This window comes from Collinsella sp. AM44-11, from assembly GCF_003467145.1.
In the GTDB taxonomy this organism is placed as follows: domain Bacteria; phylum Actinomycetota; class Coriobacteriia; order Coriobacteriales; family Coriobacteriaceae; genus Collinsella.
The window spans coordinates 104,134-127,639 of the sequence record NZ_QSFE01000003.1; the positions used below are offsets into that span (position 1 = coordinate 104,134).

The 23,506-nt window shown below is 60.5% G+C and carries 12 protein-coding genes and 2 tRNA genes; 2 read left to right on the forward strand and 12 right to left on the reverse strand.

The features are described from left to right. Positions 1-12 precede the first annotated feature (12 nt). Entirely contained in the window at positions 13-531 is a 519-nt protein-coding gene (locus tag DW943_RS03035; RefSeq protein ID WP_022095206.1) for a 4Fe-4S dicluster domain-containing protein, read from the reverse strand. A gap of 427 nt (positions 532-958) precedes the next feature. On the opposite strand from DW943_RS03035, the gene DW943_RS03040 reads away from it, so the two are divergent. After that, on the forward strand, positions 959-1,282 hold the full coding sequence (locus DW943_RS03040; protein WP_117862150.1) for a type II toxin-antitoxin system RelB/DinJ family antitoxin: 324 nt from the start codon (positions 959-961) through the stop codon (positions 1,280-1,282). Continuing rightward, a complete protein-coding gene (locus DW943_RS03045) occupies positions 1,275-1,730 on the forward strand; it encodes a PIN domain-containing protein (RefSeq protein WP_199572755.1) in 456 nt (151 codons plus the stop codon). Before DW943_RS03040 ends, DW943_RS03045 begins: the two co-directional genes overlap by 8 nt. Positions 1,731-2,458: 728 nt before the next feature. Here the strand turns inward: DW943_RS03045 and DW943_RS03050 are convergent. From DW943_RS03050 to DW943_RS03120, 11 genes are all read right to left on the reverse strand, one after another. Further along, positions 2,459-2,532: transfer RNA gene (locus DW943_RS03050), tRNA-Gly, on the reverse strand. Positions 2,533-2,538: 6 nt separating this feature from the next. Next, a tRNA-Pro gene (locus tag DW943_RS03055) sits at positions 2,539-2,615 on the reverse strand. A 91-nt stretch (positions 2,616-2,706) separates the two neighbouring features. Further along, complete coding sequence (gene brnQ / locus DW943_RS03060) at positions 2,707-4,065, reverse strand: branched-chain amino acid transport system II carrier protein (RefSeq protein ID WP_117862151.1); 1,359 nt, start codon at positions 4,063-4,065, stop codon at positions 2,707-2,709. A gap of 118 nt (positions 4,066-4,183) precedes the next feature. Beyond that, the gene (locus DW943_RS10445) at positions 4,184-16,987 is read right to left on the reverse strand and encodes a leucine-rich repeat protein (protein WP_158566077.1); all 12,804 of its coding nucleotides are present in this window, start codon (positions 16,985-16,987) and stop codon (positions 4,184-4,186) included. 126 nt (positions 16,988-17,113) lie between these two features. After that, positions 17,114-18,256 (reverse strand): aminotransferase class V-fold PLP-dependent enzyme, encoded by a 1,143-nt coding sequence (locus DW943_RS03090; protein ID WP_117862152.1) that lies wholly within the window; start codon positions 18,254-18,256, stop codon positions 17,114-17,116. Then, the gene (locus tag DW943_RS03095) at positions 18,253-18,504 is read right to left on the reverse strand and encodes a DUF3343 domain-containing protein (protein ID WP_022095212.1); all 252 of its coding nucleotides are present in this window, start codon (positions 18,502-18,504) and stop codon (positions 18,253-18,255) included. Before DW943_RS03095 ends, DW943_RS03090 begins: the two co-directional genes overlap by 4 nt. Positions 18,505-18,523: 19 nt before the next feature. Beyond that, on the reverse strand, positions 18,524-19,150 hold the full coding sequence (gene yedF, locus DW943_RS03100) for a sulfurtransferase-like selenium metabolism protein YedF (protein ID WP_117862153.1): 627 nt from the start codon (positions 19,148-19,150) through the stop codon (positions 18,524-18,526). 60 nt (positions 19,151-19,210) lie between these two features. Beyond that, positions 19,211-20,260 (reverse strand): selenide, water dikinase SelD, encoded by a 1,050-nt coding sequence (gene selD / locus DW943_RS03105; RefSeq protein WP_117862154.1) that lies wholly within the window; start codon positions 20,258-20,260, stop codon positions 19,211-19,213. Further along, the gene (locus DW943_RS03110) at positions 20,253-21,470 is read right to left on the reverse strand and encodes a glycosyltransferase family 4 protein (protein ID WP_147348621.1); all 1,218 of its coding nucleotides are present in this window, start codon (positions 21,468-21,470) and stop codon (positions 20,253-20,255) included. The genes selD and DW943_RS03110 overlap by 8 nt, the downstream gene beginning before the upstream one ends. Positions 21,471-21,484: 14 nt before the next feature. Further along, complete coding sequence (locus DW943_RS03115) at positions 21,485-22,249, reverse strand: acyl-CoA dehydratase activase (protein WP_117862156.1); 765 nt, start codon at positions 22,247-22,249, stop codon at positions 21,485-21,487. Positions 22,250-22,299: 50 nt separating this feature from the next. Next, positions 22,300-23,463: a double-cubane-cluster-containing anaerobic reductase gene (locus DW943_RS03120; RefSeq protein ID WP_117862157.1), complete on the reverse strand. Its 1,164-nt coding sequence runs from the start codon at positions 23,461-23,463 to the stop codon at positions 22,300-22,302. Positions 23,464-23,506: the final 43 nt, after the last annotated feature.

A 23,506-nucleotide genomic window follows, 5' to 3' on the forward strand; every position in this document is an offset into this window, starting at 1 on the left:
ATGGCCGCCCGCCTACGCCTCGTTTTCGATGGTGGCGCGGGCACGCTCGGCGGTCAGCTCCGCCAGGCGCTCCTCGTCTACCAGGGTGAGGCCCTTGGTCGGGCACGCCTCGGCACACGCCGGACCGCCGGGACGGTCCACGCACAGGTCGCACTTGAGCACGAAGCTCTTAGTCTGCGAACCCACGCGCACGTCGCCCATCAAGACGGGGACCTGCGTGGTCGCCACGCTCACGGCGCCAAAGGGACAAGCCATGACGCAGCTCTTGCAGCCGATGCAGTTGTCCTCGTTAACGCCGATACGATGGTTCTTTGGATCAAAGAACAAGGCACCCGTGGGGCAGGCCTTGGCGCACGGGGCGTCCTCGCAGTGATGGCAAGCCACCGGTGCGGAGATCTCGTACGTACGCGTCACGCGCAGGCGCGGCGCGGCGATGTTACCGGGGATGTCGTGCGCCTCGATGCACGCCGCCATGCAGGTTTGACACCCAATGCAGCGCGAGGAATCGGCTACGACTCGTTTATTGCCCATGTTGTTCACTCCCTCCTGAATCCCATGCCGGAGAGACCCTGTCGACGTTGTCCCAAGCCGCCCGTGGCCTGGCATCGGCGTATCGAATGCATGCGGCGAAACAGGCACTCGGTAGAATTTCTCCAACGGTATACAGATTGAATATACGCAGTTGCAGGGGGTAAACTTGAGCGTAACCCCTGCAATACGGGTGTATTGCAGGGGTTTGGGCTGGTTAGAATTATTCTTGGGTAGCTATAAAGATAAGTGTATTACACGCGTACGCCAAGAAAGATTTCACGCTCGTTTATGCAGGATGTAGTACGTTTGTAATGTTGATCGCACTCAATTACTCTAGTGCAATAAAGTAGGAGTTATAAGATTGGCTATTACTAGCCGAAGCTGTATTTGACTATTCATACTGCACGCTCATTAAGGGAGGCCAGTGATGTCATCGACTCAAAAACGAGCCATCCTGCAGGTGCGCATTCGCGAGGAAGACAAGCAGCATGCCGAACGTCTCTACGACGCCATGGGCACATCGCTCGCCGAGGCCGTACGTCTATTTGTCGCGCAGAGCATTTTGATGCGCAAGCTCCCCTTTCAGCCGGTCGCTGTGCGCTCAAAGGACGGCACCGCCGCCTATGGATCGCTCAAAGCATATGGGGACCCCAATCGCCGCTCCAAGGAGCGCAATGCCTGGATTGGATACCTTGCTACAGAAAGCGACGATTCGATTTTGGGTCCCGAGGAAGTAGATATCCATGAGTAGCACCATCATCGACGAGACCGTCATCCTACGCTACCTGCTTGACGACGACGAAGTTCTGTCACCGCGCGCCGCCAAGGTCATCGCCACCCGCACCGCTCGTGTCTACCCCGAAATCATCACGCGCGTCGTGGTCACGCTGCGCGACGTCTATAAGGTTCCCCGCGTTGAGATTGCTGCGGCCATGAAAAGGCTGCTCGATGACGTCATGGTCGACGAGCCCACCGTTGTCGCCCTTGCCATCAAACTCTTTGGCAAGACCCATATGGACTTTACCGACTGCCTCCTCGCAGCCCGAACCGCCATCTACAACGATGATGTCGTGAGCTTTGGCAAGCCCATCATCCAAGGCATGATCGATTACCGCCGCAAGCGCCAAACCGCAGCCGAAGCCCGCAGCCGAAGCATCGACTCCACCATCGACAAGCTCCGCCACCGCCCCCGCAGCTAACCCCATCCCCTCCTAAGTTGCGGTGAAATAGTTCCTAGATTAGGCTTATTCGCGCTTTTCAGAAATTAATTCACCGCAACTTCCAGGTTGGCCATCCGAAACTGGCAGCCTTGGACCGCGAATCCTACTGTTCGCCACAAAATGGGCCTATCTACTACGTTTAACCGATTACCCTCGACCATACAGAAATCCGAAATATCAAAACAGCTGGTAGACGGCTTGCCGATTTTCCGAAACTGCTGCTATGGTCGACCCCTGCGGGCCAAACGTAGTAGATGGGCCGCTTTCGTGGCTCAGCACCAGACCGGTCATTTTGTGACAGGGCTTTTTTGACCACATTTCCCAGCCGATCGCTAGAGCAGTCAAAAAGCCCGCTCCAAATTAGCTACCCCGGCCTTTAATGGGCCCGCAAAAGCCAAAAGACAGTCCGTATTTCACCGCAACTTAGGTGGGGATGTGGGGTCCCCGGCATGTATATGAAAATGGCTCTGGTCCCAAAGGGAGCAGAGCCATTCGTCTATCTTATGGAGCGGGCGACGGGAAGTCCAAGGATTTGCTTCGCAAATCCTTGTTTCGCTGCGGGCCTTCGGCCCTTGCGTGCTGCGCTGGAAAATGCTCACGCATTTTCTCAGCTCCGCACCCTGGCGGGTTCGATTCCCGTCGCCCGGCGCGTAAACGAAAACAGCTCTGATCCCCAAAGAAAACCAAAGCCGTTAAAACAATTCTTATGGAGCGGGCGACGGGAATCGAACCCGCGTCATCAGCTTGGAAGGCTGGGGTTCTACCATTGAACTACGCCCGCAAGATATGGTCGGGACGACAGGATTTGAACCTGCGACATCCTGCTCCCAAAGCAGGCGCGCTACCAAACTGCGCCACGTCCCGAAGGTGTTGAGCAGCTAAGGTCTAAACCTTGCGTGTCCCAAAGCGAAGGAAATTATAGGGGAGACTCCCCGCCTGTGCAAGCATTGATGTCTTAGCTCCTCGAATGTGCAACAAACTTGCTGTGGAGCAGACCGATCACAAAGGCAACTACGGCGACCGGCGCCCACGCGGCACCGATGTCTGCAAGGGGTAGCGCATCAAACGGCAGCCACGTGCCCGCAAAGAACGCATCGCGGACCGAGGTGATCACACTCTGCACAGCAACGACGCCGCCGACCCAGACCCACACCTGCGGATGAGCGTCGCAAAAGCCGTGCACCAGGCCCATAAGCACCAGCACAATGGCAACGGGGTACAAAGCGTTGAGCATAGGCACCGAGAACATGAGGATCACGTCGAGACCCACGTTGGAAAGCACGCACGAAAACGCCGCGAACACAAAGGCGAGAACCGCAAAGGGACGGCGCATGGCCTCCTCGGAGGCCTCCGCTCCCCCTTCGACCACATACGTCTCGCAGAAGTAACGCGAGCAGCAGCTGATGAGGCCGATGCACACGTTCATGCAGGCAAGGAAGAAGATGGCGAAGACCACGACCGTGCCGGCAAGCCCAAAATGCATGGAGGCCGAACGGGCGAGGATGGCGGCGCCGTTGGTAGCGTCGGGCATCACGGTGCCGAGCTGCATACCGGCAAGGCCCAAGCCGCAGTAGATGATGGCCATGAGCACGCCGGCGATCACGCCGGAGCGCGAAATCTCGAAGGCCACGCGCTTGTCATCGGTAACGCCCAGCTCGTGGATGGTCTCGGCGATGATGATGCCAAAGGCGAGCGACGCGAGCAGGTCCATGGTCTGGTAGCCGGTCAAAAAGCCCTGCACGGCAGCACCGGCATCATAGGGAGCCTGCGGCGCGGCGGCGGGGCCCAGCGGCGAGACCATGGCGGCACCCACGACCAATACGATAAGGGCAATGAGCGCGGGGCCCGTAATGCGGCCGAGCACGCGTGTGATGACGCCCGGGCGCAGCGTGAGCGCAAACGCGACAACAAAGAAGCCGACGGCAAACACCAGGCGAGCCGTGCCGAGCGAGACGCCCTCGGGCAGCAGCGGCACCAGCATCTCGAAGGCCGTGGAGCTCGTGCGCGGAATGGCCAGGCACGGGCCGATAGCCAGATACACCGCCGCGACAAAGAACTCGCCAAACTTGGGGTGCACGCGGCCGGCAAGCTCACGCGCCGTTCCGGCAAGTGCCACGGCGATAAAGCCCATGACGGGCAGGCCGATGGCGGCAACGAGAAAGCCAAGCATGGCGACCGGCGTGGCAGAACCTGCCTGCAGCGCCAACAGCGGCGGAATAATAAGGTTACCGGCACCAAAGAGCATCGAGAACAGGGCGATGCCGACGGTGACGACATGGTCGGAGCGCAGACCGCGCGGAGCGGATGAAGCCATGGGACCACCTTTCGAGTCAAAACAAAAACGGGACGGGCAAAAGACCCGTCCCGCAAGTATATACGCTTTAGCAGACTAAATCGCGCAAAGCTTCAATCTAGCTGCCCCTTTTGAGCCGTTACGCGTCCGAGCGACGGCGACGCAGCAGCTCGAGCCCCAGCGCGACAAGCGCAGCGGCGCCTGCAGCGACGGCGACGGCCAATGGCGCACGATCGCCCATGTCGGCGAGCTGCTGAGCGCTCGACTTGGAAGATTCCTTCTTGCCGGAGTTTTCCGCGCCCGATGCCTTTGCCTTATCAGCTGCGGAGTCATCCGAACTACCGGGTTTTGTCGGATCCTTTGAATCCGGCTGGTCGGAATCGGGCGTTCCGGGCTTTTCCGGCTCTGGCTTGCTCGGGTTGTCAGGCTCAGGCTTATCCGGGTTATCCGGGTCCGGCTTGTCCGGCTGATCAGGCTCCGGTTTGTCGGGCCCAGGCTTGCCCGGATCAGGCTGGTCAGGCTCGGGCTTGTCCGGGTCCGGCTTGTCCGGATCGGGTCCATCGGGCTTGTCCGGATCGGGAACCACCGGGTCCGGGTCGACAGGCTCCTGCTTCTTCTTCACCGTCAGCGTACCGGGCTCAACCGTGACATCGAAGTTCGGGTCGGCGACCGTCGCCCCGATCTGGTACTCGCCCGCCGGGGAACTCTCATCGGCGACGCAGGAGTACTCGACCTTCACGCCCGAGGTATCCGCCGAGCTCTTTAGGCTCGAGGTAAAGGCGGGATTCATCTCTCCCTCGAAGCGTTCAACATCGTCGACCTTCACCTTAAGCTTCGCCGGCGCAATCTTGAACTTGCGCGAGGCGGCGCCGATATACCCGTTGCTTCGCAGCGTGGCAACGGCGCGATACGTGCCGGCATCGGTCGGGGCCTCACTCGACGAATAGTGCGTGCCGCCCGTCCCGTAATACCCGACCCTCAGGTCACCTTCGCAGGCCTTGGGAACCCCCGTGATCTTAGGCGATTGAGCATCACCGCTATAGACGAAGTTGCCGCCCTCAAATGCAAGCTCGACCCGCTTCGCCTGAACGACCAGAATGAAGTGCGCGGTCACGGTCTTGCCATGAGCGTCCTTGCACGTGATGTCAAAGGTAGACGCCCCGGCCTTGGACGGGGTGCCCGAGAGCGTCAGACCGCCCACCGTGCGGGTGAGCTTAAACCCGTCGGGGAGCTTAGCGTCGTCCCACGTGTACTCGTACGGAGCTTCGCCACCCGCGGCACCCGAAATCGTCGCGCGATACGTGCTATGCGCACGTGAGACCGGCAGCAGACCGCCGTTGAACACGAGGGCATCCCGGGGCACAACGGAAACGACGGCGCGATCGCTGTCCGCCTGCGCCTCGGTGCCGAGATAGCGCTGAGTGACGCGGCAGAAATACTCGCCAGCGCAATCGTCATCGAGACACTCGATGAGGAGCGACTCCCCCGTCTCGCCCTCGAGCGCCACGGCCCCGCCGCCCACCATGTGGAACCATTGATAGGAAAGTTCGACATCGGCGGCGGAACCCGTGGACGAGGACGCGTGGTCGAGGACGCCCTTGCCCGCCTCGGCAGCAACCGAGAGCACGGCAGCATCGCCCTCGTGGGCGCTCGCATCCTGCGGCTGGGCGATCATCTTCGGAGCGTCCGCCTTCACGAACTCGAATGTGACCTCCTGCGACGCGGTGACGCCACTCAGCGTGACCTCGTACGCTCCACCCTCATAGTCGGAGATATCGAGATTGACGGCCTTGTCCGAGCCGGCTTCCGTGACCGTCACTCGCTCGAGGTAGCAGCCCTCGTCGGGCGTCGCCGAGAGCGTCACATCTCCGCCCGCATCAACGGTGACGGAAGCGTTGTCAACCGAACCGTTGACCGCCTCTGCCGTCACCTCAAAGCGCTCTGGCTTGTCCGGGTTATCGGGCTCGGGGTTATCCGGATTGTCCGGGTCCGGAACCACCGGGTTGGGATTGACGGGCTCCTGCTTCTTTTTCACCGTCAGCGTTCCGGGCACGACCTCGACATCGAAGTTCGGGTCGGCGACCGTCGCGCCGATCTGGTACTCGCCAGCAGGAGAGCTCTCATCGGCATCGCAGGAGTACTCGACCTTCACACGCGAAGTGTCAACCGCACTCTCCAGGCTCGAGGTAAACGCTGGGTTCGCCTCTCCCTCGAAGCGCTCGGCGTCGTCAACCTTCACCTTGAGCTTTGCCGGAGCGATCTCGAACTGACAGGTAGCGGCACCGATGTAGCCGTGGCTGCGCAGCGTGGCGACAGCGCGGTACGTGCCGGCATCGGTCGGGGCCTCCGTCGAGGAATATTGCGTGCTTCCGGTACCGAAGTACCAGACCCTAAGGTCGCCCTTGCAGACCTTAGGGGCACCGGAAACTTCAGGCGTCTGCGGTGCGCCATTAAAGGTATAGTCGCCATCCGTAAACGTAAGTATTACGTGCTTTGCCTGGACAACGAGCGCAAAGTGGGCGGTCGCGGCCTCGCCACGAGCATCCGTGCACGTGATATCAAAGGCGGAAACGCCCGTCTTGGAAGGGATGCCCGAGAGCGTCAGACCGCCCGGTGTACGGGAAAGCTTGAGCCCGTCGGGGAGCTTCGTCTCATCCCATGCGTACTCGTACGGAGCCTTGCCGCCCGCGGCATCGGCAATCGTGGCGATGTACGTGCCGTGCGCACTCGCTGCCGGTAGCAGGTCGCCGTTGAACACAAGGGTGTCCCAGGCAACGACGGAGACGGAAGCACAATCACTGTCCGCCTGCTTCTCAGCACCAAGGTAGCGTTGAGTGATGCGGCAGAAGTACTCGCCTGCTTTCTCGTCATCGAGATCCGCGAGCGAGAGCGTCTCCCCCGTCTCGCCATCGAGCGCCACAGCCTTGCTATTCGCCATGCGGAACCACTGGTAGGAAAGCTCAACCTCGGCAGCGCAACCCGTGGACGAGGCCGCGTGGTCGACGACGTTCTTGCCTGCCTCGGCAGCGACCGAGAGCGCGACGGCATCGCCCTCGTGGACGCTCACGTCCTGCGGCTGCGCGACCACACGCGGAGCGTCCGCCTTCGCAAACTCGAACGTGACCTCCTGCGATGCGGTGACATCGCTCAGCGTGACCTCGTACGCCCCGCCCTTGTAATCAGAAATGTCGAGGTCAACGGTCGCATCCGAGCCGGCCTGCACGACCGTCACGCGCTCGAGGTAGCAGCCCTCGTCGGGCGTCGCCGAGAGGGTCGCGTCCCCGCCCTCAACAACCGAAACCAAAGCATTGTCGACCGAACCGTTGACTGCCTTCGCCGTCACCTTGTAGTGCTCGGGCTTCTTCTTGACCGTCAGCGTGCCGGGGTCGACCGCGACATCAAAGTTCGGATCGGCGACCGCCGCGTCGATCTGGTACTCACCCGCCGGCGATTTCTCATTCGCCGAGCAGAAGTACGTAACCTTTACGTCCGACGTGTCGCAACGACTCACCAAGCTGGAGGTAAACTCGGGGTTCTTCTGACCCTCAAAGCGCTCGGCATCGTCGACCTTCACCAGCAGCTGAGCCGGTGCAACAGCAACCGTCAGTTCAACGTCTTCGGCAGCAAGATAGTTACGCGAGGCAGCGGCATGGGCGACAACACGTGCCGTACCGGCAGCCTTCACCGTCGCGCAGCGTCCCTTAATCGAAACCGGGCTCGCATCGTCATCGGAATCGACCAGCTCAAAGCTCACGGGAGTCTGGGCAACGTTGTTAAACACAATGGGGTCTCCACCGTATACACCCGAATAGCTCGTCGTTCCCGTAATAACCTGGCTTGCCTTTGCAATCGAGAACTCGGCGGACTTTTTACCCTGATAGTTGGGGTCAGTCACCGTAACCGTGACGCGGTAGTTGCCACTGTCGCACGGCTCCAGCGCCGTCGGACCATAGGACGTTCCATCTATACCGCGATAGGCAACGGAATAGGCAGACGTATCAAGACCGGCAACCGCAACCGCCGCAACGTGTCGTGCGCCATCGTATGTCACATCAGACGTCTCGATCGAAATATCGACCGGGGCCTTCTCGATCGTGAAGTCACAGGAGGAATTACCAACATATCCCTTGGCGTCGAGCGTCGCCACCGCACGATACGTGCCGGCATCCACCGGCGCCTGATCCGACGAGTAATGTGTGTCACCCGTGCCAACATAGGTCAGTTTGACATCGTCCTCGCAACCCTCGGGCACGCCCAAAAGTTCCGGGGCCTGCGCCGTCGCGTTGTAGGTAAAGGTCTGGCCCTCAAATGCAAGCGGGGCTTTCTTCGCCTTCACGAGCAGCGCGAAGTGTGCATCGCACTTGTCGCCCAGGTCATCGGTGCACGAAATCTTAAAGCGACAAACACCCGTAGCCGCAGGCACGCCCGAGAGCACCAAGGCGCCCGATCCGTCATCTGCCAGCGTCAGCTGCATGCCCTCAGGAACCTCAACATCATCCAAGTTGTACGCATACGGTGCCTTGCCGCCCGTAGCGCCGGCAATCTCTGCACGGTACTCATCATGAGCGGTCGCCACCGGCAGCACACGCCCATTAAACACAAGTGCTTCTCGGGGCACGATGGATACCTTCGCATGTTCGGTATCCGTCTTTGTCACCGTGCCCAGGTAGTTCTGCGTAATGCGGCAGAAGTACTCGCCTTCGCCGTCGCTGTCGAGCTGGGCGATCGAAAGAGTCTTCCTCGTCTCGCTCTTCAGCGCCACCGCCTTGCCGCCATCGTCAGACACGCGATACCACTGGTAGCTCAGCTTGGCGTCTGCAGCGGATCCAGGAGACACGGCCGCATGGACGCGAACGTTGCGCCCCGCCTCGGCGACGACCGAAAGCTCAACCGGATCACCCTCGTAAGCACTCGCATCCTGCGGCTGAGCGAGCACCTCCGGAGCCGCAGCCTTCGCGAATTCAAACGTGACCTGCTGCGGAGCGCTCACGCCACTCAGTGTGACCTCGTACGCCCCGCCCTTATAGTCAGAAATATCAAGGTCATAGGCATTACCGGCCGAACCATCATCACCGGCCTCTTCGGCAACGGTCACGCGCGGCAGGTAGCAGCCCTCATCGGGCGTCGCCGAAAGCGTCACCTTACCATCCGTAGCGACCAAAGCAGACTCCGAATCAACCGATCCGTTGACCGCTCGGGCCGTCACCTTGTACTTAGGCGCCTCCGCAAAGCGCGCCTCGACGGTCATGTTGTCCCCGGGGACAAACGTCCAGGTAGCATCCGTGCTCAGCGGCTCATCGCCCAACGACCCGTCATCATTGCGCGCATACCACCCATCAAACACATACCCCGCATCGGGAACGGCAGTCAGGGTCGTGGACTCACCGTTCTCGACTTCGTTGGTCACGGCATAGCCCAGAGATTCGTCCTCGGAGGAACCCTCGACGTGTCCGCCCTGACGCGAATCCACCGCCGTAACCGTCATCGACGCCCGCTCATAAACGGCCGTAAAAGTACGGTTGCCAAACACTACACGGTTGATCACCGGCGTGGCGCCCACAGGCATGCCGTTCTCGTCGACCCAGTATTTAAACTTCCAACCCTCGTGCGGCACGGTAAACATAATCGCCGCGGAGTGGTAGGAGCCGCCGGTACCAAGCGCAACCATGCTAAAGCCCGCGTCCTTGGGATACGTAGCGACCTGAACATCGCAGCCCGTCTCGTAGAACACGGCCGTAAGCTGCTTATTCTCCTTGGCGGTACCGATATAGAAAGCGCTGTAGCTCACCGTAACACCCGCATCGTCGACCCAATGCGAGAAGTGGTACTTCTTCCACGGGATCGCGATGGCCATAAACATGTCACCCCTGTCGTACGACCTGCTACCGGCAGGAATGCCGTCGACCAGAAGGGCCGTACCACGGAAGATGGACGACCCCGTGACGCTGATGGTCACTTGTCCATCGGATTCGAACTGCGCGTAGTACGTTATGTCCTGCGCGGCGGTCACATCGAGGGTCGTCGCGGTCTCGACAATCGAGGTGCCCTCCCTATCGGTGCTCCAGCCCACAAAGCGATAGCCCATACCGGCAACAGCGGCCAGTTCCACCCGATCGCCCACGGCAAAGCTACCGCCGCCCGTAACACGGCAGCCCCTGTTCGAAGCCTTGTCCTTCACCACGACCTCGCCCGTAACGGTCACCTCGTACGGATCGGCAAACACGGCCTGGAGCTCCAACGTATCGTCCTCGAGCCCCTCGACCATATCCTTGTCGAGCTTAACCCAACAATGGGCGTCGCAGCTCAGCAGCGACTTGTTGCCCTCGGCATCCAGGACATACCAGCCGACAAAACGTTTGGCTCCCATAGGCGTAGCGTTGAGTTCGACCGTATCACCGAATTGATAGGAGCCCTCGCCGCTCAGGGTGCCCACGCCATCGTCACTTGCGCTCAAAACGACCTGATAGGACTTAGGCGCAAAGGTCGCCGTGTAGGTAGCGTCGCCCGTAACCTTAACGGTATAGTCGGCGTTCTCGCTGACTGTCTCGCCCTTGCCGTCCGTCCAGCCCGCAAACGAATACCCAGTGTTGGCGATCGCGCGAAGCGTCGCACGGTCGTCAACCTCATAGCCACCAAAGCCGCTCACGGCTCCGCCCTCGGCAGGCGAAGCAACGGTATGCACGACATACGAACCCGACGCAAAGACGGCATAGAGCGACGTATCCTCACGCACGGTAAATCGATAGGTTTTCTTGGAGCTCACGCATGTGCCGTTACGGAACCAGCCCACAAAAGCCGTATCCTCGGCGGCGACCGCACGCACGGTTACGACCTGTCCAGCGGCATACGCCCCCGCGCCCTCGACCGTGCCCATGCTCTCTTCACACGAGACGTCCACCGTATATTGTTTTGCCGAGAACACGGCCTGGAGCGCCGTGTCAGACGTCGGCACCACGTGATAGGTGATGTCGCGGCTTACCACGGCGCCCGAGGCATCGGCCCAATACCCAAACGCATAGCCCGAAAGCGCATGCGCGGTCAGCGTGGCGGCATGCCCCGCCTCAACGGTACCTGTGCCCTCGACCCAGCCGGCGACGCTCGATTCGACCAGCGAACCGGTGCCGGAATCGACTACCGCCGTGGCGTCGACTTCATAGCTTTTTGCCATAAAGCGAGCGACGTGCACATGGCTGCGTTCCTGGTGGCAGGTGAACTCCGCATCGGCAGACTCAAACGTGCCGTCGGCCGTATACCAACCAGTAAAGACGTAACCGGGATTGGGCGTCGCCTTAAGGGCAACCTCCGCGCCGCGGTCGGCAAGGATTCGGCTCGCCTTGACGGTGCCGCCCTCCGCAGGATCGGCGAGAGGCACGCAGACGGTATCGATCGGCACAAAGGCCGCGGTAATAACGCAGTGTCCGGTTTTACCGCGAGCCTTCGCAACCAACGAGGTCTCGTGCTTAAGGCTCTTCAGGCGACCATTGACGTACCAACCCCAGAACAAAAAACCAGGATGGGCCTTAGCCGTCAGATGAAGGGTCTCCCCTAATTTGAACGTATCGGTCGTAGGCTTCACCACGGTCCCATTACACGTCACGGTACCGCCGAGCCACGAATCGGCCGTGACCATGACCTCGGGTTTTGAGTCGGTAAAGATCGCGGTATAGGTATCGCTCTTGGTGACCTTAACGACTAGCTCGGCAGATTCGTACTCCTTACCGGAGTCATCCTTCCAATGGTCAAAGCGGTAGCCGTCATTGGCCTGCGCCTTGAGCATCACCGTGTCGCCATATCCGCAGGCAACCGAAGATACCCCCGGGTGCCCCTCAATCTCAACCGTACCGCGCTCCACAAAGGTCTTCTTGGCCTTCGCCGTCACGGTATAGGTATTTTCCTCAAACACCGCGCGCACGGTGCATTCCACGTCCTCGGGATAGAACTCGAGATAGCTGGGGTCGGTACCCAAAAGCAGGTCCGTCTTGGCGTCGTACCAGCCCTTAAAGGTAAATTGTTTGCTCGCCTCCGCCGTGAGCTCAATGCTCAGCGTGGCAGGCTCGCCCTTCATGCAGTAGCCCTCACCGTGCACCATATATTTGCCCGCCATGGCCGCGGCCGGCTCAACGACAACGTCCACCTTGCAGGCACGCGTAAACTTCGCCTGGACCACGCAGTCGGTAATGGGCTCAAAGGTATACGAACGCTCGCTCGAAACCAGCGTCGACGTAGTATCCGAGCCACCATTGCTCAGATACCAACCGTCAAAGATATAGCCCTCGGATGGCGTAGCCTCCGCGGTCACGCGCTCACCCTCGGGGACCTCGAGAACCATGCCGGCAGTCTCGCCGCGCTTCAGCGTAACGGTGCCGCCCTCGAGCGGGTCAGCCTCGGCACGCACAGTATGCGCATCCCTGCCGTCCATTACAGCCTCAATTCGGGCATTCCCGTTAACGCGGTATTCGCAAACTTCCTGCTTGTTGGCAATCGTGATGCCCTGCGCATCGGTTTCGCGCCACTCTACAAACCGGTACGTTTTCTCTGGATTGTCGGGGCGCACCTTGGGCCGCATCGTAAACGTGAGAATGTCGCCATCCTTCGCGCGAACCTTGCCGTCCACGACCGGTACGCCATCGCGCAGAACCTCGGCGCTGTCGAAGGGATCGGTATTCACCAGGATGGTCTTATCCGCCTTGCGGAAGCGCGCAACCAGATGGCGGTCGACCTCGGCCTTGAAGATATACGTGCGCTCGGGCGAAACCTCGATGCCGTCCTCAAACCATCCCACAAAGGCATAGTCAGGACCCTCACTCGCGGTGACCATAGCCTGATCGCCACGCGTAATGCTCTGCTTTACGGGGCTTGCGGTGCAGCCTGTCGAAAAATCGGCCTGAATGCCATCGGCTTCGGCAACCGCCGTAATCTCGACTTTTTTCTCGAAAACGGCCGTCATTTTTACGACCTCGGGCGTCCGGTCCGTGATCGTCATCGTCTTGAGAGGAGATGTCGAGACCTCGACGCCGTTCTCTTTCCAACATACGAAGCGATAGCCGGGATTTGCGACAGCCTCGAGCGTGGCGACCGTCCCCTCATAGTGGATACCGCCTCCGGTAACGACGCCGCCCGCCTCGGGCTGCGCGGTGGCAATTATTTCAATCTTATGGTCGCCATGAGGCTTGGGCTTCTTGTGGTCGTCGATGATGTCCTTAATCTCCTTGAGCACCTTGGTGCCCACAGCGGCAACATCCTCGATGTTGTCGGCCATACCGATCTCAATCACTGCATCGGCCGCGATGGGGTCGACGATCTCGCCCAAGCCATACATGGTAGCGAGAACGGCCGCAGCCGTAATCGCGGCGATGAGCGCGGCCTTAAGCGCCGCGAGTGACTCGTCGGGGTCAGTCGCCTCGCGGAAATGCGCGGTGTACTGCACATCCCCCTCGAGCACAAACGTGTAGGACGGACCATCGTCGCCGGTAAAGACAACGTTGCCGAGGGCATCGGTCGCGTAGTCAAACACATAGCCAGGCATTGGCACCGCCACGACCGTTACGCGCGACCCGATACCGTACAGACCGGTAGAGAGGAACTGTCCGAGCGGCTGCCCGTTCTCATCGACCCCGTCCACACTCAGCACAACGTTCGCCTGCGGAGCGCAGTAGCGCGGAGTGATCTCGATCCTAGCGTCAGTCTTGTCCTCGGGCACAATCGCATCTGCCTTGTCCACCGTATAAGTAAAGTCGAGCTGATCGCTCACGGCATACGCATCATCGCCCTCGCCCAGATACCAGCCCAGGAAGAGAGCGTTATCCGTGGCGGCGGAAAGCTCAACCGTCTCGCCGGCATTGCGATAGCAGTTTTGCGCGGTAACGCTCAGGTGCGCAAAGTCCTGCGACGAGTCGGTCGCCTGCGCATCGTTGGCATGCACCGCATAGTCCTTGAGCTTAAAGCGAGCCTCCAGGGGCAGGTCCTTATCTGGCGTAAACGTGCAAACCGCTTCCTTGGAGATGTACTTGCCGGACTCGGTGTCATACCAGCCCTTAAACGTGATGTTGTCATTGAGCATCCCCAAAGCACCGGCATCGAGCGTGACCTCGGCGCCCGCATCGATCGTCGTCGCGCCGGAAACATCGGGCAGCTCAACGCCGTCCATCAGTTTGTGTTCGCCTTTATCGATCGTTTGGGCATAGGAGATCTGGAACGACGTCGGCTCAGGCTTCTTAAGCTGTAGCGTGCCCTTGGTCTGGGTTTCAAAATGTGAATAGCCGTCGTCATACACGAGCTTTACGGGTTGTCCGTCCATCGACTCGTCGAAGACGTCGCCGTCACGGGGAGTTGCCGTTAGGTACTCACCCAGTTCTTCCTTTATGAGCGCCTCGTAGTCCCAAATCGATACCGAATGCGGGTAATCGAGCTCGACGCTCATGCCCTCGAGCGAAATGGTGTCCCCCGGCTCATAGGTCATGTTGTTGGGGTCGCATGAGATCTCAACGTTCTCGAGCACCTTGCCCACCGGGACGGGCAGGCAGCCGTTGCACCTCTCCCAAACAGCCTTGGGCTCTCCCTTGCTGTACTTTGGAATCATCTTTGCGGGGACCATGACGGTCATGTTGTATTTGGGGAACGTGTCGGTGTTAATGAGCACCGCATGGTTGCACCCAAAGAACACGGTCTCGAGATTGGTACTGCCAAACGCCTTTTCCGGCAACTCCTCGATCTTGGAGTTATATGGCAGCGTCAGCCCGCCGCTCAAGTCGGTGCCGTAGAAGCAGGTGTGGCCAAGCGTTTCGACCGTTGTGTTGCTCTCGAGCCCTGTGGTAGCAAGGTTCGAGCAGAACCTGAACGCGCAAACGCCAATCGATGTAATGGAGGCATTCTTGTCCAGGCCGGTATCGGTCAGAGCCTTGCAGCCTTCGTAGGCTCTGTCGGGAATCGATGTGAGGCCGACAACCTTGTCGAGCCCCGTGGACACCAGCCCACTGCCGGCAAACGCGGCATAGCCCATCGAGCCAATGGTAGTAGTCTCGCTGATGTTCAGGCTCGCAAGCGACTTGCAGCCATAGAATGCCTCTTTCCCGATGGTGCCGATGGTCATACCGGAAAGGCTGATATCGGTGAGATTCGGGCAGTTATAGAAGGCGTGCAATCCGATTTTGGAAATGGAAGTGTTCTCAAAGCGCACTGAACGCAGATTGGTAGAGTCGGCACAGAGCTGTGCGTCGACTTCATCCACCCCGTAATCGACAATCAAATTCGTTACCATTCGACCGTCGACGGAGTTCTCGCGCGGGCTGTTCTCATCGATTTCTACTGTAAGATTTCCGCTTGCGTCGCACGGATACAGATAGTAGTTGGGCATGAGCTTGGCATACTCGTAGGCCGCCTGCTGCAGGTTGCCCTTGCTGTACGCGACAAGGCGCGTGTAGCCATCGTCGTACACGAGCTGTATAGGTTCTCCGTCCATCGACTCGTCGAAGACATCACCATCGCAGGGGGTCGCCGTAAGGTATTCGCCGAGTTCGTCCTTTATGAGCGCTTCGTAGTCGCTATCCATCGTCGAATGAGGATATTGAAACGTGACGCTCATGCCCTCGAGCGAAATGGTGTCACCCTGCCGATAGGCCATCTTGTCGGGATCACGCGAGACCTTAATCTTTTGAAGCATCTTGCCCACGGGGACGGGCAGGCTGCCATTGCAACTCTCCCAAACCTCTTTGGGGCGACCGCTTGCGTATTGCGAAACCATCTTGGCAGGGACCATGACAGTCATGTTTTGCTTGGGGAACGTGGTGGAATTAATGAGCACCACATGGTCGCATCCAAAGTACACAGTTTCAAGCTTAGAGCCATAGAACGCACGACCCGGCAGTTCCTCGATCTTGGAATAAAGGGGCAGCGTCAGCCCGCCGCTCATATTGGTCCCGGAGAAACAACCTTCGCGGAGCGTCTTGATCGTCGTATTGTTCTCGAGTCCCGTCGTCGCAAGGCGAGAGCAGTTTTTGAACGCATTAACGCCGATTGATGTGATAGATGCGTTCCCTCCCAGACCGGTATCGGTCAGAGCGCTGCAGCCATTATAAGCGTTCTCAGGAATCGAACTGAGACCAACGACCTTGTCGAGACCCGTAGATCGCAGCCCGCTCCAGGCAAACGCGGCATCGCCCATAGAGCCGATGGTAGCAACGTCATTAATGTTCAGGCTCGTAAGCGATCCGCACCCAGAAAACGCCTCTGTTCCGATGCCCCCAATGGTCATGCCGGAAAAACTGATATCGGCGAGATTCGAGCAACCAGAAAAGGCGTGTAGTCCAATTGAAGAAATAGAGCTGTTCTCAAAACGTACCGAGCGCAGACTGGAGGAGTACTCACAAATATATCCGGGGACCCCATCCACTCCGTAATCAACGATCAGGTTGGTCGCCAATTTACCATCGACAGAGTTCTCATACGGGTCGTTTCCATCGATCTCTACCGTAACGTTTCCGCTTGCATCACACGGATACACATAGCCGTTCGGCATAAGCTTGGCATACTCATAGACCGTTGGGTCCTCATACACGAGGGAATCGACTTCGCTGTCATCGGACGAGGGTTCCGCCGTAGCAGCCAAGCTCTTTGCAGCATCGGAGTTGGTCGCGGAGCTCGAAAGGTCTTGGGCCAAGCTCGACGTGGAAGTGCTGGTATCCGAGCTGGACGATTCGTCCTGAGCGTTATTCGTTTGGTCGGAAGTTGTGGATGAGCTGCCCTCGCTCGAAGACGACGCGTTATCGACCGCATCGACATCAGCGTCAGAGCTCGAGTCGGACTCTTGGGCCTCGCTCTCGACGGCGACCGCCCCGGCATCATCGGCATAGGCCGCGCGGGGCGCAAGGGGTATCGAGGTCACGACCATCGCAACCGAAAGATAGACAACCAAAAACCTATAGAGGGCAGCAGTGATCCTGTTCATAGGAACCTTCCCGCAATTCGCAAAGATACAGAGTCCCAGTGTGGGCCATCATTTCACATTACCCTGTATAAGCGACAATACGGGAAGGTAGCGTAAACGGTTTATCTAAGGGCGCAAAAGGTTGGTCTAATCGCAGCTCAAATCGCGCAGAGCCTCAATCGCCATGTTGACTTCCTCGGCCGTGTTGAAGTAACCAAACGAGAACCGAACCACGCCCTGGCGCTCGGTTCCCAACGCACGGTGCATGAGCGGAGCGCAATGGGCGCCGGGGCGCGTCGCAATCCCCCACCCTTGCATGAGCGCGTCCGAGATCTCGGCAGAGTCGATATCACCCACGTTGAGCGACACGATCGCAGAGTGCGCCGGCTGGTCAAAGGCACCGTAGAGCTTAATCCCCGGAATCTCGCACACACCGGCAAGGAAGCGATCGGCGAGCGCACGCTCGTGGGCAGCAATCGCCTCGACCCCACCCTGGGCCTCGATAAAGTCGAGGCCGGCAGAAAGGCCCGCGATGCCGTGGCCGTTGAGCGTGCCCGCCTCAAGGCGCGTGGGCCACTCAAGCGGCTGCAGCGTATCGAAACTGTGCACGCCCGTGCCGCCCATGGCCCACGGCGCCACGTCAATGCCCTCCGCCACGGCCAGCCCGCCGGTGCCTTGGGGTCCCATGAGCCCCTTGTGGCCGGTAAAGCACACGACGTCGAACCCCATGGCTTGCATATCGATATGCGCCGTACCGGCAGACTGAGAGGCATCGACGATCACCAACGCGCCGACCGCATGGGCGATGGCAGCCACGCGCGCAATGTCGACCGCGTTGCCGGTCACATTAGAGGCATGCGTCACCACCACGGCACGCGTACCGGGCGTGACCAGCCGCTCGAGCTCGTCATAGTCGAGCACGCCGTTCGCGTCACAGCCCGCATGCTCAACGGTCACACCCCGCTCCGCTGCCAGGCGGTTGAGCGGACGCAGCACGGAGTTGTGCTCGAGCACCGTCGTGACCACGCGGTCGCCGGGGCGCACCACGCCACAGATGGCGGTGTTGAGCGCCGCCGTAGAGTTGGGCGTAAAGCACACATGGTCCGCCCTCGGGCAACCTAAAAGGCGCGCGAGCTTGGCACGGCAACCGTGAATCGTACGAGCGGCATCGAGGGCACCCGACGTGGCGCCGCGCCCGGCATTGCCGAGCGAGCACATCGCCTGCGTCACGGCATCGATGACCGTCTGCGGCTTGTGCATGGTCGTCGCCGCGTTATCCAGGTAGATCATCGCACGACCTCCCACATATCAATCACGGTATAGCCCTCGGTGGGAACGCCCGCCGCGGCGAGTTCGCCGCGCAGCAGCTCCTCATCGGCAGGCAACGCCTTCCACGCCAGACCACAGCCGGCAGCGACCTCCCCGGGCACGGGAATCGTTCGCCCGGGAAGGCCGCGCTCGATGCACAGGGACTCGCAGCCCATGGCGGCCGCCGTGGTGGGAAACGTGATGACAAGCGCCGGGCGCTTCTCCCTCATGGCAACTCCAACCAATACGCTACGGGCGCACGACGCGCACGGCCTGCTCCATCTTCTCCACGATCACGTACATGTTGGTGACCTCGCCCACCGCAAGCTGGTCTTTAATGCCATAGTGGTCGAGGCAGGTACCACAAGTGAGAATCTCGACACCCTGCTCGGCCAGGCCCTTCAGGTCGTCGAGCACCGGCGAGCCCTCAACGGTGAGCTTGGCGCCGCCGTTGTAGAACAGCATGGTCGCGGGCAGCTCCTCCTGCTGCGTCACGGCGAAGATAAACGCCTTCATGAGCTTGTGCCCCAGTTCGTCGTCGCCACGACCCATGCAATCGGTGTAGACGGAAATGACGAGTTTACCCTTGCCGGCGCTGGCGTCGCAGAAAGCCGCACCGTCCTGCTCGGGGTCCGCAACGGCCACGGCACCAGCGGTCGCGACAGCCACGTGCCACTCGACGTCCGAGATCTTCTCGACCGAGGCCGTGCAGCCCTTCTCCTGCGCCATCTTGGAGATGTTCTTGACGGCGGTCTCGTTATCGACCGAGGTCACCACGGCACCCTCGCCGTCAAGCTGTTTGAGTGCCTTAAGCGTCTTGACGACGGGCAGCGGGCAGGCATCGCCCATGGCATTGACTTCAATCTTGGTAGACATAGCTACATCCTTTCGAAAGAGACCGCCCGGATAGACGGGCGGTCGCATAGACAGTTTTTCTTAACGCACAACGCGAACGGCAGGACCACCCGGCGCTACCTCGAACACGCGCCCGACAACGGCCGCGATGCGCCCCTCGGCATGCAGGCGACGCGCAAGCCCATCCACATCGGCAGCAGGCGCCGCGATGAGCAAACCGCCCGAGGTCTGCGGATCGTACAGCGCATCCAACATACCCGGCTCCAGGTCCTCGTCGACAGCCACGCGCGGGCCAAAGAAGTCCTGGTTGCGGTAGGCACCGGCAGGAATAATGCCCAGACGCGCCATATCGAGCACCTGGTCAAAGAGCGGCACCGCCCCCGACGCAAGTTCAATCTGCACGCCCGAACCCTCGGCCATCTCGCACGCATGCCCGATCAGGCCAAAGCCCGTGATGTCGGTGCAGCCGTGAAGCTCGAGTCCCTCGGCCAGGCGAATCGGGGCCTCGTTGAGGGTACGCATCGAGTCAAACATGGCTGCGGCCTCGTCCTGCTCGATGAGCTCGCCCTTAATGGCCGTGGTGATGATGCCCGAGCCGATCGCCTTGGTCAGCAGCAGAACATCGCCCACGCGTGCGCCGCTGTTGGCGAGCATGTGGTCGAGTGGCACAAAACCGCTCACGGACAGACCGTACTTGGGCTCGTCGTCGTTGATGGTGTGGCCGCCCGCGATGGAGCAACCCGCCTCGACGCACTTATCGGCGCCACCCGCCAAAATCTGCCCGGCAACTTCAACGCCCAGGCAACTGGGTATGCAAAGCAGGTTCATGGCATGGCTCGGCCGCCCGCCCATGGCGTAGATGTCCGACAGCGAGTTGGCCGCAGCAATCTGGCCAAACAGGAACGGGTCATCGACCATCGGTGGGAAGAAGTCGATGGACTGCACGAGCCCCAGGTTCTCCCCTACGCGGAAGACGCTCGCATCGTCGGAGGTATCGAACCCCACGAGCAAGTTGTCGTTATGCACATTGGGTAAGTCGCCCAGGACCTGGGCGAGGGCTCCGGGAGCCAACTTAGCGGCTCAACCGCTCGCGGCCGTCATGGACGTGAGCCTCATGGTGTCCTTAGCCATACGAACCCCCTTCCAACAAATCAACGACTTTAAGTATACGCGCCAGGCACGCTTCCCAAGAGACCGCCGACGGCTCGAACGTCGAAAGCGGCGCCGCAAGCGCCTGCGCGATAGCATCTGCCAGTGCGCGCTCAAACAACGGAAGGTCGGCCGCCACGGGCGTGTCGACATCCGTCATACGCGGCGACGCCACCCACGTCACGGGAGCACCGGGAAGCATCGCCTCCATCCAGGGACGAACGCCGGGCAAATCGGTCGCCACAACTTTGCAGCCGCACGCGAGGGCCTCGATCGTCACGAGCGGCAGACCCTCGTAAAACGAAGGCAGCACAAAGACGTCGGAACTGCGGTAGGCACGCACGAGCCCATCGCTATCCAGGCGCCCCGCCAGCGTCACCGGCACATCCGAGGCCGCGGTCAAGCGCTCGATACGCGCGTACTCGGCATCGTCCCCGCGGCCGCCCACAAGTACCAAGCCAGATGGGCGGACGCCATCGTCAATCGGCAATGACACAGATCGAACCAGCGACTCGACGCCCTTTTTAAAGCAAATCTTGCCCACGTACACAAGCGATCCCGGCTGCCTCGCCACGCTTGCATCGCGGCAGAAGACGCGATGGTCGTAGCCCGTCCCAATCACGTGGATGCGATCGGCATCGACGCCGCACACCAGGTCAATCTGCTCAGCCTGCTCAGCATGGAGCGCAAAGACGGCATCGAGCCGACGAACCGCACTTACGATGCGATCGCGTTCGAGCGTATGCGAACGCAGCTGGCGCAGGTCGGTCGAATGACACACGGCAACAACCGGCACGCCTCGGACGCACTCGCGCGCCAATGCGGTCACCAGATACAGGTGATGGCAGAGCACCAGATCGGGCCGAAACTCAGCCACCGCTCGATCGATTGCAGCAGCAAATGCCCGCTCAAATGCCTTGAGCATCGAAGGCGTCAGATCACGATAGCGTGTGGAGGGATAGGGCATGACATCGGACATGCCACAGATGGGAAACGGCAGCTCGGGCGACTCGAACGGTACGGCAAACACGGCAGCACGCCGGTCCAGCTCGCCTTGGGTATCACCCGGTGCCGCGCCGCAAAGCACGGCGGCGCGATGCCCCGTCTCGATCTGCTCGTGTACGAGCGCGGCAAGGTAGGTGCCGCTGCCAGTGCTATCTGGTTTTTGTGCCGAGATATTGAGGATGCGCATGTCGCGGTACACCCCTAGGCCAAGGCGGCGGCGCGGACAGCCGCGCCGATCGCTCCGGCAAAGCGAGCCTGGGGCGAGGTGGTCACCGGCGACCCCAGTAGCTCGCCCAACCGCTCCACCACGAAGGCGTTCTCGCACAGGCCACCGGTCAGGTAGTACGGGGCGCCCGCGGCCTGCCCGGCCATGGTCGCCACGCGCGAGACCACGCTGTCGATCACGCCACGCGCAATGTTCTCGCGCGGCTCACCGCGACCGATCAGGCTGATGACCTCGCTTTCGGCAAACACCGTGCACATGCTGCTGATCTTGGTGGGCTCGCCGGAACGCGCCAGGTCGGCCATCTGCTGCTGGGAAATGCCTAGGCGGTCGGCCATGATCTCCAGAAAGCGCCCCGTGCCGGCGGCACACTTGTCGTTCATGGCGAACTTGGCCACGCGGCCGCCCTTGAGTTGGATGACCTTGGTATCCTGGCCGCCCACGTCGATCACCGTGCCCTGCTCGCCAAACAGGCGGACCGCGCCGGCACCATGGCAGGTGATCTCGGTCACCACCTTGTTGGCATAGGGCACCGCGACACGGCCGTAGCCAGTCGCGATCACGCGAACATCGTCGCCCGTCACGTCATAGCCGGCTGCGGCGAGCTCACCGCGTAGGCGCTCGGCCGCATCGACCGACGAATACCCCGTCGGCATGACGCAGGTCCACGCAATGGCGTTGTCCGTCTCCACCACCGCAGCCTTCGCGGCCGTCGAGCCTATGTCGATACCAATGCCAACCACGGCATCCTCCTTCTATGCGGCAAGGCAGCTATCCCTTTGCCGCATTTGTCCTACAGGGTCTCGATAAAGGCAGCGATGCGCGTCTCGATCTGGCCCATGTCACCGTTGCTGTAGTCGGTCTCGATCTTCATATACGGAATACCCGCACCCTCGACAGCCTCCTGCATGCGCGCACTCTCCACGTTAAAGGTGTGGCAGGCCTGTAGCACGCTCTCTACCACGCCATCGACATGATACTTCTTGCACATGGCCAGCGTGTTTTCCATACGACCGTCGTTGGGCGTCATGATCGAGCAGTTGATGTCCAGGTAGCGGTCGGCGATGGCGCGCAGGATATCGGGAGCCTCCGGGTCGATCATCATGGCCGCCGTGCGCTCGCCCGAGCAATCGTCCATGCACACGACCACACCGCCGTTGGACTCGATAGTACGGCCGATCTTGTTGATCACGCCGCCCACCGGGCAGCCGGTAATCAGAATGCGCTTGGCATCCGCCGCAACCGGGCGCTCGCCCGCGTCGTAGGCCTCGCGCAGCTTGGCGACCTTTTGCTCCAGCTGCTGCGTATAGGCCTCGATATCAAAGCTGAACGTACCGGCAAACATAGTGCTCATCAGGTCGACGCCGCTCATGGCAGCCGGCTGGTTGGCCTGCAGCGCAAACATCTCGAGCTGGGCCGCACGCAGACGGTTGCGACAACGGACGGCAGCGCGCAGGTCATCGTCGGTAATCGTGATGCCGTAGAAGCCCTCGAGCTCCTCCTTGAGCAGGCGGCACTCCTCGTACCAGCCTTCACGCTCGTAGGCGCGGTCGCGACTCTGCGGAAGATGCAGAATGTGCGTGCGCTTAAGCTCGTTGAGTAGCTCGTACATCTTCTTCTTGCCGTCGCAGGTGGTCTCGCCGATGATCATGTCGCTAAAGTACGTAAACGGGCACTTTTGCGAGTAGGCAAAACCGTAGGTCGACTTGATGAGCGGGCACAGGTTTGCCGGCAGCACCTTCTCGGCCTCGGGAATCACCTCATCGGACGTACCGCACAGAGCCACGCTCGCAGCCCCCGCGGCATCGATAATCTCGAGCGGCGTATAGCTGCACAAAAAGCCGACCAGGCGATTACCCGCCTGCTTATAATCCTTGACGCGAATAAACGCCGCCTTGCGTTGCTCGTTGAACTCCTCAAACGTGGACGGCAACGGCTGCTCAATATTATCCGACATATAACTCCTTAACAAACCTTTTAACCAACCAAGGAAACGGCTT